The organism is Solidesulfovibrio alcoholivorans DSM 5433 (assembly GCF_000702665.1).
Taxonomy (GTDB): domain Bacteria; phylum Desulfobacterota; class Desulfovibrionia; order Desulfovibrionales; family Desulfovibrionaceae; genus Solidesulfovibrio; species Solidesulfovibrio alcoholivorans.
Genome location: NZ_JNJA01000002.1, coordinates 442871 through 456088, shown reverse-complemented (window position 1 = coordinate 456088; position 13218 = coordinate 442871). Strand labels below are relative to the sequence as shown.

At 68.2% G+C, this 13218-nt stretch carries 10 protein-coding genes; all 10 read right to left on the bottom strand.

Going from position 1 to position 13218, the window contains the following annotated elements:
• Positions 1-2: 2 nt before the first annotated feature.
• Positions 3-1967 carry a flagellar hook-length control protein FliK gene (locus Q368_RS0105265; protein WP_029457892.1) on the bottom strand — a complete coding sequence of 655 codons (1965 nt, stop codon included), beginning with the start codon at positions 1965-1967 and terminating at the stop codon, positions 3-5.
• Positions 1968-2084: 117 nt separating this feature from the next.
• Positions 2085-3503 (bottom strand): glycosyltransferase family 9 protein, encoded by a 1419-nt coding sequence (locus Q368_RS0105260; RefSeq protein ID WP_029457890.1) that lies wholly within the window; start codon positions 3501-3503, stop codon positions 2085-2087.
• Positions 3493-5190 (bottom strand): glycosyltransferase family 2 protein, encoded by a 1698-nt coding sequence (locus Q368_RS0105255; RefSeq protein WP_245611286.1) that lies wholly within the window; start codon positions 5188-5190, stop codon positions 3493-3495. The genes Q368_RS0105260 and Q368_RS0105255 overlap by 11 nt, the downstream gene beginning before the upstream one ends.
• Before the next feature lie 17 nt (positions 5191-5207).
• The gene (locus Q368_RS0105250; protein WP_043785055.1) at positions 5208-6896 is read right to left on the bottom strand and encodes a CgeB family protein; all 1689 of its coding nucleotides are present in this window, start codon (positions 6894-6896) and stop codon (positions 5208-5210) included.
• Positions 6897-6903: 7 nt separating this feature from the next.
• A complete protein-coding gene (locus Q368_RS0105245; protein ID WP_029457885.1) occupies positions 6904-7248 on the bottom strand; it encodes an STAS domain-containing protein in 345 nt (114 codons plus the stop codon).
• On the bottom strand, positions 7236-7667 hold the full coding sequence (locus Q368_RS0105240; protein ID WP_029457884.1) for an ATP-binding protein: 432 nt from the start codon (positions 7665-7667) through the stop codon (positions 7236-7238). The genes Q368_RS0105245 and Q368_RS0105240 overlap by 13 nt, the downstream gene beginning before the upstream one ends.
• Before the next feature lie 75 nt (positions 7668-7742).
• Positions 7743-8216 carry a D-aminoacyl-tRNA deacylase gene (gene dtd, locus Q368_RS0105235; RefSeq protein ID WP_029457882.1) on the bottom strand — a complete coding sequence of 158 codons (474 nt, stop codon included), beginning with the start codon at positions 8214-8216 and terminating at the stop codon, positions 7743-7745.
• A 3-nt stretch (positions 8217-8219) separates the two neighbouring features.
• On the bottom strand, positions 8220-8609 hold the full coding sequence (locus Q368_RS0105230) for a 6-carboxytetrahydropterin synthase (RefSeq protein WP_029457880.1): 390 nt from the start codon (positions 8607-8609) through the stop codon (positions 8220-8222).
• Between the two features lie 324 nt (positions 8610-8933).
• Positions 8934-12392, bottom strand: coding sequence for a DNA polymerase III subunit alpha (gene dnaE, locus Q368_RS0105225; protein ID WP_029457879.1), 3459 nt, complete (start codon positions 12390-12392; stop codon positions 8934-8936).
• A 185-nt stretch (positions 12393-12577) separates the two neighbouring features.
• Positions 12578-13027 carry a VOC family protein gene (locus Q368_RS0105220; RefSeq protein ID WP_029457877.1) on the bottom strand — a complete coding sequence of 150 codons (450 nt, stop codon included), beginning with the start codon at positions 13025-13027 and terminating at the stop codon, positions 12578-12580.
• Between the last annotated feature and the right edge of the window lie 191 nt (positions 13028-13218).

The window sequence follows — 13218 nt, the reverse complement described above, 5'->3', positions numbered from 1 at the left end:
CGTTAGGCAAAAAGATCGAGGCCCTGGGCACGGCCGGCGGTGGTGGGAGGCACGAAGCCGTCGCCGTCGCCGGTGAAATCGGACACGCCGCCCTGGAGCAGCCGCTGGCCGGAACGCATGCGTTCTGCCGACTCGCGCTGCTCGCGGGCCATGTTGTGCTGTTCGGGGCTTTGCCAGGCGTTCTGGTTGTCCTTGGCGATGCCCGTCTGCACTTCGAGCTTGGTCACCTTGAAGCCCTGGTCCTCGAGGGTCTGCTTGATCTTGGCCGCCTGCTCGTTGAGCATGGCCGCGGTGTCGGCCTTGTCCGCCGCGATGACGGCACGGACTTCCTTGTCCTTGACGGTCAGTGTGACGCTCAGCTTGCCGAGGTCTTCGGGCGTCAGTTCCAGGGTGAGCTGCTTGGCGTCCTGGCCGACGTTGCGCAGGATGCCGGTCTCGACCTGGCGCGCCACGCGGGCGGCCATGGCGGCGTCGAACGCCTTGCCCGTGGTCTTGCCGGCCGTCTGGGCATTGACCGCGTCCATGGCGGCCATGGTCGCCGCGGTCTGGCCGTTCGCGCCGGTCGCTGTCCCGCCGGCGGCGGTTCCCGCGCCCTTTTCCATGCGAATCTTGCCCGCCAGTTCGGCCCATGCGCCTTCCTGGCCGGTCTGGTGGGAGAAGCCGCCTGCCGCGCCGCCCTGTTGCCCGCTCTGCCCGGCATTCTGGCCGGCATTCTGGCCGGCGGCGTTTTGATCGGAGGCAAGCTGCGTCGCCTGGCCGGCGGTCTTGCCGCCCGCGTCCTGGCGCACCTGCCCCGCGTCGGCGGTCTGCCCGGCCTGCGCGGCGTTCTCGCCCTGCCCGGCAAGGCCGGCCTGTTCGGCGGCCACGGCCCCGGCCCGACCATGCAGTTCCGTCGTGGTGCCACTCTCGGAAGAAGCGGCGGCCTTGGATGCGACGCCCTGGCCCTGCTTGGGTACGTCGGCGAGCACATCGACGCCCTGGGTCGCGGCCGTCGGGGTTTCGCTCTTCTTCGCGCCCACCGCTTCGCCCATGGCCACGGCCTGGGCGGCCTTGCGGGCCACGTCGTCGTTGTGCAGGCCGGCGTTGAGCTTGCCCGATTCGCGCAGCCAAGCCTGGTCCATGACCTTGGCGGCGGACTGGCGGAATTCGGCCATTGCCTGGTTTTCCTGGTGGAGCTGGGCGAGCAGTTCGTTTTTGACCAGGCCGAACGCCGTGGTCAGGCCCTGGCCGGAAAGACCGGAGGAGGCGCTCGAATTGTCGAACAGCGCGGCCAGGCGCGATTGCGCCTCGTCGGAGAGATTCATGGCCCGGCCAAGGGCCTTCATTTCGTCGGAACCGAGGCTCACCGAGGTGTCTGCGCCATGTTCCGCGACCTTGGCGTCTATGGCCGAAAGCACGGACTGGGTGTCGCCGGCTGCCAGGGAATCGATCATCTTCTGGGACTGCTCGGCGGTGAAGCCGAGCTTGCCGAAAAGGCCCAGCAGTTGGACGGTGTCGTCGTTGGAAATTTCCTTCTTGGAGGACTTCTCGGTCTTGGAAATCTTCTTTTCCACGGTCTGCATCATCTCGCCCCAGGTCATGCCCGATTCGCTGTCCACCTTGGTTTCCATGGCGGCCAGTTCGTCGTCGGAGAAACCCTGGTTCTTGAGGTCGTCGCGCAGGGCGGCAAGATCTTCCCGCGTCATGCGCAGGTTCATGAGGTCGTCGTCGCTGTGGGCGGAAACCGCATCCTGCCCTGTCGCCCGCGTTTCCGACTGCGCCGCGCCCGCTTCCGACGTCGTCGCGGCGAGGCTGCCGGCCGAGGCCGTGTCCGTCACGGACGTGCCGGAGTTCGTGGCTGCGCTGGCCCGGGCGTTATCGAGCAGGCTTGCGAACATCGCGGACTTGCGGCTGGTCAGCGCGGCGTCCAGGCTTCCGCCATTGACGGAAGAGGCATCGCGTGCGGTGACGAGGGGAAGAATCTGCATACCGGACCTCCTGACGCCCGGAATTCTTCAAGAGCCGTTCCAAATGACGAAACGGCAATATTACGACGAGTTAGCGAGAATTGTTGCCAGAATGCAGGGAGTTTTTTTCCGCCCTGATCAGGCGTGGACGGCCAGGGCGGCCACGCGCTCGAGGAGCGCGAGACAGCGCAGGCGGGAGGGTGCGTCACCGTCGCCGTTTTGCAGCACGCGCTCGAAGAATCCGGCCAGGGGCCGCAGGCAGGGCGCGAACCCCAAGGCGAAGCTGGTATCGGGCACAACATTGGCGCGGGCGTCCTTGCGCAGGGTCGCGGCCAGGGAGGCCAGCCCCCGGGCGAAATGCGCCCCCATGCGCGGCTGGGCCGCGACGAGCGCGTCCCAGGCGGCCCGGGCCGGGGCTTCGCCCCAGGCGCCGAACAGCCAGCCGAACATGGCACGCCAGAACATCCCCGTCGTTTCCCGGGCGTCGGGGCCGGGCTGCGGGCGCAGGGGGCGCAGGGAATAGAGCCCCAGGGCATCGCGGGCGCTTTCGGAGAGTTCGTAACCGGGCACGGCCGCGCCGGCGAGCCTGCCCGCCTCGCCCCGGGCCAGTCGCATGGCCACATAGGCCACCCGGGCCGGGTCGAGGCGCTCGCGGCAATAGGGCCGGCCGCGCACGCAGCCCCAGCAGCCGCGGCAGGACATGCGCGGCCGCAGCACGTAGTGCCCGGGCTGGTAAGGGCCGGTCTCGTGGGCGCTGACCGGGCCGACGGAAATGTTGAGCGTGCGCAGCCCGGTCCAGGCGGCCAGATGCATGGGCCCGGTGTCCGGGGTGACGAGCAGGGACAGTTCCTGGCCGAAAAGCGCCAGTTCCTTGAGCCCCAGCTTGCCGCACAAATTGCTGACCGGAATGCCCGCGCGCCGCGCCACGTCCGCCCCAAGTTCCACTTCGCCCGGGCCGCCGAGCAGCACCGGCACGAGGCCCCGTTTGACGAGCTCCCGCACGAGCCCGGCGAAAAACGCGCGGCCGGGGCGCTTGTCGCGCTCGCTCGCCCCCACGAACACGCCGACATGCCGCCGGTCCGGGCCGCCGGCGCGGGGGGCGGGCCAGGACGTTGCCGCCATGTCGGCGACGGGAATGAGGTCCAGGGCGTTGAGTTCGGCCCAATGAAAGCGGTTGTGGCGGTTATTGTGCACCACGGACGCCCGGTAGAGCTGCCAGTCGCCGCCGACGCGCACGACGCCTTCCGCGTCGGCGACCGGCCCCAGGCGGGTGGCGGCCGGGATGCTCCCGGCCAGAGCCGCGGCCTCGGGGCGGATGCTCAGGTTGACCACGGCGAAATGCTCGCGCCGCGAAAGCTCCACGCCGCGCGCAAGCGGCAGGTAGCCCGCCTGCGGGCTGATCGGGGCCAGCGGCGCGGCGAAATCCGGCTCGGCCACCACCGTGACCGGATGGCGCGGATACCGCCGGGCCAGCCACAGAAGCAGCGGATACGTGAGGATCAGGTCGCCCATCCGCTGGGTCTGGATGACGGCGATGGGCGCGGCGTCAGCAGCCACGCGCACCCTCCCCTTCCCCCGCAACCAGGCCCATCTCCGAAAGCCGGCGGCGCTTGGCCACGGCATCGTCCGCCAGGGCGGCGAAGGCCGCGGTCGCGGCCCGGTTCACGGCCGCATCGTCGTATTTGTGGTGGAGCTTGAACTGGTTGGCGAAACCCAACGCGTAGTTGGCCCCGCCCGGCAGCGCCGCCCCGCCCGTGGCCTTGGCGTGGACCACGGCCAGATGGCCCTGGCAGACCGGAACCTTGCCGGCAAGGAGCAGACGCAGGTCGTGGTCGAGGTCGTCGTACTGCGTCGGCGAAAAACGGATGTCGAAATTGCCGGTTTCGGCCAGCACGTCCGTGCGGAACAGGTGGCAGCAGCCCGTGACCGTGGCGCAGGGGCGCATCAGGGCGTACTGGCCCCAGTCCGGGGTGACGAGCCAGGGGCTGGCGAGATCGAAGGCCCGGCCGAAGCCGTCGCCCTGGCGCGGCGTGGGAAAGATGTGGCTGTCGGCGCACTGCACGAAGGCGGGGGCGTCGCGGCCGACAATGCGGCAACCCCAGACCCCGGCACCGGAATGGGCGGCCACGGCCGCGCCCAGGCGGCCGAGCCAGTCCGGCGGCGCGAGGGCGTCGTCGTCGAGATAGGCCACGAACTCGCGCGCGCGCACCTCGGGCAGGCTCGCCAGCCAATTGCGCGCCGCGGGTGCGCCGATGTTGACGGGGAGCCGGACGACATGCAGCCGCCCGCCCAGGCGCTCCCGCCAGCCGGCGAGCACGGCGGCCGTGTCGTCGCCGCTGCCGTTGTCCAGGGCGAAAAATTGCGGCCCGCCGCCGGCCGGGGCGAACGCTCCCTCCGTTTCGGCCAGGGCGGCCAGGGTCGCGTCCAGGAGCCGGGCGTTATTATAGGAATAGAGCAGCACGGCAAGCGTACCCGGCAGCGGCGCATGGGCGGCGTCCGCGCCCATGGCCAGATCGTGCAGCCGGCCAAGGGCCAGCGCGTCCCAGGGGCGCGCCGCGACCACGGCGGCAAGCGCGGCCACGGCCCCGTCCCGGTCGCCCAGGCGCAGCAGGGCCTCGGCCAGAAGCTGGCGCGCGGCGCAGGCGGGAAACGCGGGCAAAAGCGCCAGACAGGCATCGCGCGCGGCGGCGGCCCGGCCGGCGAGCAGGTCGCACGCGGCCGCGGTCAGCGCGCCCAGGGGAGCAAGCGCGCCGGTGAGGCCGGCAAACGCGTCGCGGACGCGGGCGAAAAGCTCCCCGCCCGCGCCGCCCGGCCCGAGGATCATGGGCGCGAACACGGACAGGCGATAGAGCGGCAGCGGGTCCTGCGGCGCTTTTTCGTGGCGCGAAAGCAGGTAGGCGAGCATCTTGGCAATGTCACGCCGCGCTGCCAGGCGGTCGAAATACGGGTCCGGCGCGGGGGCCTGCGCCGCGGCGGCCACGGCCCGGGCGCTTGCGGCCAGGGGGGGCGGCAGAAAGGGGCGGGCCGCGTCGCGCGCAAGGACGAGCGCCGCCGCCTCGGGCCAAAACGGCGCACCTTCGAAGACGCCGCGCGCCAGTGCGTCGGCCAGGGCGGCATGCCGCGGCCCGGCTGCCAGGGCGGCGTCCCGGGCCTGTGCCAACCCGGGGCCGTACCCGCCGACCAGAAGCCGGCGGGCAAGGTCCTGCGGCAGGCCGGCAAACGGCGGCGCGATATGTTGCGGCACAGGCGCGACCATCCCCCCTAGCCCCCGAAGGTCTCGCGCATGACGTCGAAAAGTTGCGTCAGGCGCATGGGGTAGGTGTGCTCAGCCAGGACGCGGCGATGCCCGGCACGGGCGATGGCCTCGCGCGCCGGGGCGTCGGCGAGGTAGCGCGCCACGAGCTCGGGAAGTTCGGCCGGGTCGTCGTAGACGGCCACCTCGCGCCCTGGCTCGAACAGGCTGTCCATCTGCGCCCGGGCGTCGGTCAAAAGAAACGCCCGGCAGGACGGCACGTCGAAAACCCGCTGGTTGACCGCGCCCTTCATCTGGCGGCTGGTGGCGTTGAAATTGATGTCCGAGAGCGGATAGAATTCCGGCAGCTGGTCGTAATAGGCGAGTTCCGGCAGGTAGCGCCAGTCGCGGCCCTCGCCGTCCAGGCTGTCGCGCCAGCCCGGGTCGCCGACCACGAGGGGCGTAAACGCCAACAGCCGCGTCAGGCACTCCTGGCGGTAGCGCCGGGTGGCTTCCCAGATGACGGCCGTTTCGTAAGCGAGCTGGCGTTCGGTGCTGCCAAGCGCGGCATAGGCCGGCAGCAGCTCCGGGCGCGAGCGCTCCATATGCTCGCGCACGAGCCGGCAGGGCGAGGCGGCGAAGCTCTCGGCCAGGGAGGCGAACACGTCGAAAAGCCGCCTTGACGGCCTGGCGGCGGCCAAGCGCATGGCGGTCTTGCGCCACATGGAATTGCCGACGAAGGAGATGCGCGCGCGCCAGGGATGGGGCTCGTCACAACGCGCGCGCGGGGTGAAACGCGTCTCGTCGGCGGCCAGCGGCAGGTAGTGGACGTGGGGGAAACCGGCCGCGACCAGGGGCGGGATGCTGTCGCGGTCCCAGGTGAAAAGGACGGTTGCTTCGTTGGCCGCCGGCCGGTAGAGCGGCAAGGTGAGCTCCGGGCTGTCCACGAACCAGGAGGCGAGCGGCAGACGCAACTCGTGCAAGAGCCCAAGCAGCACGCCCTCGCGGTCCACGCCCAGGTGGTTGACCGTCAGCACGCAGTCCGGGCGAAACCCGGACACGGCCGTGCGCACCATGGCCACAAAGGCGTCCTTGTCGAGCTCGTCCCCGGTCTCCAGGTAATGGCACGGCGCGCCCAGGCGCTCGCAGGCGCGCAGCACCTCGCCGAGCAGGAAAAAGCGGCTCGTCAGGCAGAGCACCCGGGGCATGGCCTTGGGGAAGAGGCGGCGGTGCGGCGCGGCGGACGCGGCGACGGCCGGCGGGGCCAGCAGCGCGGCGAGCGAAGCGTACCAGGCCGGGTCCAGACGGCGCTGCACCGGATGCTGGACGGGATAAAGCGGTTCGCCCGGAGCCTTGGCCGCGGCAAAAGCGCGGATCCGCGCGGCGGCTGCCGCGGGATCGGCGTCGTCGGCCCACAACAGGCCCGGATCGGTGGCGCAGGCGGCGCGCACGCCGGTGGCGGCGCTTACGGCCGTATCCCGGTCAGCCACGACAACGGGCAGCCCGGCGCGGCGACAGGCGGCCACGGCCACGCCAAGGCCCGCGCCGAGAAAAACCGGCACGCCGCCGTCGGCCACGCGCGCGGCCCCGAGCCGCTCCTCGGCCGCCGGCCCGAAACGGCCGGCCAGACTCAGGATCTTGCCGCTTGTTTCCAGACGGACATCGACCACGCGCCCGTCCGCGACAACGGGCGTGGCGACGATGTCTGCGGCGGCCACCGGGCTCCTATCGGCCGCAGGCGGCGGTCAGCGCGGCTTCGTCCGCAAGGACCTGGAAGAATTGGAGCAGTTGCACGAGGCCCAGGGTCTTTTCCACGGGGGGGCTTAATCTGTAGAGGAAAAAGGAGCGACCGGCGCTGCGCATCCGGGTGTTGGCCGAAACGAGAAAGCCGATGCCCGAGGAATCCATGAAGGTGACGTCGCCGAGGTCGACGACGACCGTGCCCACGGCATCCCCTTCCAGGGCGGCGTCGAGCCGCCGTTTCAGGTCGCCGGTGATCTCCAGGGTGATTTCCCCGACGTAGTGCAGCATGAGCGCGTTGCCGATGCGCTGAAGAGTCAGCTTTTCCACTGCGTCGCCTCTATGTCCTTATGAATGAAAACAATGTTCTCGCCGTCGCGCTTGTGCACCCGGCAGTGGCTCGACAGCATGCGCATGATGTACAGGCCGCGCCCGCCTTCGGATTCGGGGCCGGGATTCTCGAAACGCGCGTCCCCGGCAAATCCCTTGCCCCAGTCCACGATCTCGAGTTCGACCCAGTGGCGGGGGTTCACGGCCAGGCGCACTTCCAGCCGGCCAGGCGCGCCGCCGTAGGCATGGCGGCAGACGTTGGCGCAGGCTTCGGTGAGGATGATGTCCAGGTCGTGGAGGGCGTCCGGGTCGGCGAGGTGCTCGCGCGCCAGATACTCCACCACCTCCTTGGCCAGCTTGCGGCTGTCGCCGGGATGGGAAATGGCCTGAAAGACCTTTGTGACCGCCGCCTGTTCCAAGGCCCTGCTCCATGGTTTGCGGCGGGCCGCCCCGCCGTAGCCTGACTACGCTTTGCGCCGAAACCTCGCGCGCCGTCAAGAGGCCGCGAAGTCCCGGCTGTCGAGGACGATGGTCACCGGCCCCCGGTTGACCAGGGCCACGTCCATGTCCGCGCCGAAAACGCCCGAAGCGACCTTGCCAGGCAAGGCCCGCCGCGCCAGCTCCACGAAACGCGCATAGAGCGCCGCCGCCACATCCGGCGCGGCCGCATCGGAAAAGGACGGCCGCCGCCCCTTGCGACAGGCGGCATACAGCGTGAACTGGGACACGAGCAACAACTCGCCCCCGGTCTCGCGCAGGCTCAAATTGAGCTTGCCGGCAGCGTCGGGGAAAATGCGCAGATCAAGAACCTTCTCGAAAAGCGCCCGGCACAGCGGCCCTTCTGCGAAATCCGGCCCGTCCTCACCGCCGAAGCCGACCAGCACGAGAAGACCCGGCCCGATGGACGCCACGACCTCCCCGGCCACCGTCACCGAAGCGCCGCTCACCCGCTGCAACACGAGCCGCATCGTCTAGAGCTCCATGTAGGTCGCCTTGCTGGCTTCCTTTTCCGAAACCGAAACGCTCACCAGCCGCGCCGCCTCGCCGTCCAGAGCCTTCTCCAGCTCCCTGTAAACAAAGCGCGCCAGATTCTCCGACGAAGGGTTTTCCACGTCGAACGGCGCGATCTCATTCAAATGCCTGTGGTCGAAGGACGCCAGCACCTCGCGCAGCTTCCCGCGCAGCTTCTTGAAATCGATCAGATACTCCACCTTCGGGTCGAGCCGCTCACCCTCGACCACGACCTCGACGCCGAAGTTGTGGCCGTGCAGGTTCTCGCACGGCCCCTCGTAGCCCCGCAAACAATGGGAGGCGCAGAACCCCTCCGTCACCGTCAACCGCCATATGCCGCGTTTCGTCATAATAAAGAATGCCTCCGGCGGCCGGGAGGGATAATCCCCCCCGGACCCCCTTGCCTGGTGGCGCGGATGGGGCCGGGCTGCAAAGCCAGCCCGGCCCCATCCGCGCCACCAATCAATGGATTCCGGAAAGAGAAGCGCTCTTTCCTGCATTTCACATGCGGTGCTTCGCCGCTGGCGCCCACAGACCCCGACACACCGCCCGCCGACCGCATCCCCGCCCGGCATCCGTCCCCCCGTCGGGGAGGTCCAGGAGGGGATCATCCCCTCCTGGCCGCCGGAGGCCTCTTCGCCTTTCCTCTCCCTCCCCTCGCCTCGCCGCTTCCCCTACCGCCTCGCCCCCACGCCCTGCTCGAAGTCGTCGAGTTCGCGGCGCAGTTCGGGGCAGCGTTTGACGCCGTAGCCGTGTCCGAGGCGCAGCCGGCACACGGCCCGCGGCAGCGAGAGCACGAGGTGGACGGCGCAGGGGCCGGGGTAGCGGCGCAGGATATCGGCCAGGGGGTCGAGGGGCACGGGTTTTTCCTCGGGACAGGCGACGATAATTTCCACGGGTTCCTCGCTGCCGCCGATGATCTTGGCCAGGGGATCGATGCGCTGGGCTTGCAGCTTGATGAGTTTTTTGCCTTCGCCTTCGGCCTGTTCGGACTGGCCGACCTTGGCCGTGAGGTAGAGCGGCGCATCGCCGGCGAGGTGGTCGCGGCATTCGGCGTAGCAATCGGAGAAGACGACGGCTTCGGCCTCGCCGCCGAGGTGGTCTTCGAGCTTGCAGAAGGCCATTTTCTGGCCTTTTTTGGTGATGATTTCCTTGGTGGAGACGCAGATGCAGGCGACTTTGACCTCGACGCCGGGATCGAGTCCGGCGCACTGGGCGAGCGTCGTGGCGCGCATGGCGCGCAAGTCCCGTTCGTAGGCCAGGAGCGGATGGCTGGTGAGATAGAAGCCGAGCGCCTCTTTTTCGTAGGCCATCAGCTGCTCGTGGAGCATCTCGGGCATGTCCGCCTCGGGACAGGAAAGCCCCAGCCCCGTGGTGGGCTTGGGCTTTTCGGGCATGAGGGTCATGAGCGAAAGGCGGCCGTCGTTTTTATCGGCAGCGCGTTTCTGGCCGAGGCTCGCGGCCTGGTCGAGGCCGGCGAGCAGGCCCGCGCGCGAGCAGCCGAAGCCGTCGCACGCGCCGCATTTGATCAGGTATTCAATGACGCGCTTGGTGATCTTGCGCATGTTCACGCGGCTGGTGAAATCGAGCAGCGACGTGAAGGGGCCGTTTTCCTCGCGCTCGGCCACGATTTCGAGCACGGCGTCGCGGCCGATGTTTTTGACGGCGGCGAGGCCGTAGAGGATCTTGTTGTCCTTGACGGAAAAGTGGGGGTAGCCGGCGTTGACGTCGGGCGGACGCAGTTCGAGGTCGTTGTCACGGCAGGCGGCGATGTATTGCAGGAGCTTGTCCTGGTTTTCCATATCCGACGTCATGAGCGCCGCCATGAAGGCCACGGGGTAGTGGGCCTTCAGGTAGGCCGTCTGGTAGGAAATCTGGGCGTAGGCGGCGCTGTGCGACTTGTTGAAGCCGTACTCCGCGAACTTCTCCATCAAGTCGAAGATTTCGTTCGCTTTCTTGGCCTCGATCTTGTTCTGGGCGCAGCCCTCGACGAAGATGCCGCGCTGCTTGGCCATTTCCTCGGCGTTTTTCTTGCCCATGGCCCGGCGCAGCAGGTCGCCGCCGCCCAGGGAATAGTTGGCCAGCACCTGGGCGATCTTCATGACCTGTTCCTGGTAGACGATGACCCCGTAGGTCGACTTCAGGGTCTCTTCCAGGAGCGGGTGCGGATATTCGACCGGGTCCAGGCCGTGCTTGCGGCGGATGAACTGCTCGACCATGCCGGACCCGAGCGGTCCCGGGCGGTAGAGGGCGAGCATGGCGATCAGGTCTTCAAAGCAGTTGGGCTTGAGCATGCGCAGGTATTTGCGCATGCCCTGGCTTTCCACCTGGAAGATGCCGTCGGTGTCGCCCCGGCTGAACAGCTCGTAGGTGGCCGGATCGGTCATGGGCAGGGTTTCGAAATCGGGCGGCTCCTCCCCCATTTCCTTGATGATCTTGAGCGCGTCGTCGATGACCGTGATGGTTTTGAGGCCCAGGAAGTCGAACTTGACGAGTCCCGACTTCTCCACGCGCTTCATGTCCCACTGGGTCACGGTTTCGTTGTTTTTTCCCTTATAGAGCGGCACGTACTCGGTCATGGCCGTGTCGGAGACGACCACACCGGCGGCGTGGGTGGAGGCGTGGCGGGCCAGGCCTTCCAGGCGGCGCGAGATGTCGATCAGATGGGCGATGCGCGGATCGGTGCGCATGAGCGCCTTGAGCTCGGGCTCGAGCTCCAGCGCCTTGTCGATGGTCATCTTGAGGTCTTCGGGAATGAGCTTGGCGATGCGGTCGGTCTCGCCGAAGGTCATGCCGAGCGCCCGGCCCACGTCGCGCACCACGCCCTTGGCCTTCATGGTGCCGAAGGTGGTGATTTGCGCCACGGCGTCGGCGCCGTAGTGCTCGGTGACGTAGCGGATGACCTCATGGCGGCGGCGTTCGCAGAAGTCCACGTCGATATCGGGCATGCTCACGCGTTCGATATTGAGGAAGCGCTCGAAGAAGAGGTCGTACGGCATGGGGTCGAGGTTGGTGATGCGCAGCGAATACGCCACCAGCGACCCGGCCGCCGAACCACGGCCCGGCCCGACGGGAATATCGTGGTCCTTGGCCCAGTTGATGAAGTCCTGGACGATGAGGAAATAGCCCGGGAAGCCCATCTGCTTGATGACGTCGAGCTCGAGCTCCAGGCGGTCCCAGTATTTCTTCGGGTCCGCGTCCGGCATTTTAGCTAGGCGCTTTTTCAGGCCCTCGCGGGCCATGTCGGACATGACGTCGTCCAGGGACTTGCCGGGCGGGGCCTTGTAGACCGGAAAATGGTAGTCGCCGAACTTGAGCGTGAGGTCGATGCGCTCGGCGATCTCGCAGGTGTTGGCCAGCGCCTGCGGCACGTCGGGAAAGGCGGCGGCCATTTCCTCGGGCGTGCGGTAGTAGAGGTCCTTGGTGGTGAAGCGCATGCGCTTTTCGTCGTCCACGCAGGCGGCCGTCTGGATGCACAGCAGGACGTCGTGGGCCTCGGCGTCTTCGGCGTGCAGGTAATGGCAGTCGTTGGTGGCGACGAGCGGCAGCTTCAGATGGTCGGACAGCTCGATCAGGAAGTTGTTGACCGTGGCCTGCTCGGGGATGCCGTTGGCCTGGATCTCGAGGTAGAAGCGGTCCGGAAAGAGCGTCATGTACTCCCGGGCCATGGCCACGGCCTGGTCCTTGCCTTCCCGCAGCAGCTTCTGGTTGATCTCGCCCTTGAGGCAGGCGGACAGGGCAATGAGGCCCTCGCCGTATTTGCCGAGCAGTTCCTTGTCCACGCGCGGCTTGTAGTGGAAGCCCTCGGTGTGGCCGTAGGTCACGAGCTTGAGCAGGTTGTGGTAGCCGACCATGTTCTGGGCGAGCAGCACCAGATGGTAGCGCGGGGTCTTGGGCTCGCGGTCGAAGCGGCTGCCCGGGGTGACGTAGACCTCGCAACCGATGATGGGCTTGATGCCTGCCTTCTTGGCGTAGTCGTAGAAGATGAGCGCACCGTGGAGGTTGCCGTGGTCGGTGATGGCCGCGGCCGGCGAGCCGAAGGAGGACGCGGTCTTGACGAGGTCGCCGATGCGGATGGCCCCGTCGAGGAGGCTGTATTCGGTGTGGCAGTGCAGGTGGACGAAATCGGGCATGGCGCTTTTCGGGTAAGAAATGAAACGAACGGGCGGGCAGCCCCGCCGGGGTTGTCATAGCGCACCTGGCGACGCCTGGAAACGGGCCAGGGATATCAGGAGAAACGACGGGCGCGGGCCGGTGTCGCGGGGAGAATCACCAGGAATTCAAGGCAATTCCCTCTCCATTCAGGAAGACGTGCGGCCTAGTCCCAGCGCTGGACCTCGAGGATGTTGCCTTCGGGGTCGCGCAGGTAGCGAAAGGACAGCCGCCCCACGCCCGGCACGTCGCGCTTTGCCGTTTCGCCGACGGCCGCGCCGCCGGCGGCGAGGACCGCCTCGGAAACGGCGTCCACGTCGTCCACGAGAAAGGCGATGTGGGAAAAGCCCGGCGTATTGGCGGCGATGTCGGGATGGTCGGTCATGGCGTCGTAGGAAAAGATTTCGAGCGTCGGGCCGGTGTCGCCGTGGCCGGGCAGGCGCAGGTGGATGCCGGTGATGTGGGAACCGGCGATGCCGGTCGCCGCGTCGAGCCAGTCGCCGGCGAGGTCGCGCTCGGGCGGCACGGGCTTGCAGTCGAAGAGGCGGATGTAAAACGAAGCCAGCGCGCGCCAGTCGCGGGCGATGATGTTGGTGTGGACGTAGCGGACGGACATGGGAAACTCCTTGGCGGTTCGCCGGTATTCCGCTGGCGGGGCGAAACCGTCCCCATGCTAGCGCGCCGCCCCGGCCAGGGCAAGGCCGGGCGCGCCCGGCGATCACCCGCGCCGGCTTGCCGATTCCTTGGCCGTCGTAACCATTTCCCGACGGGAACGACTTGCCCTGCAAGGCTGTCTTGGGCTGCCTT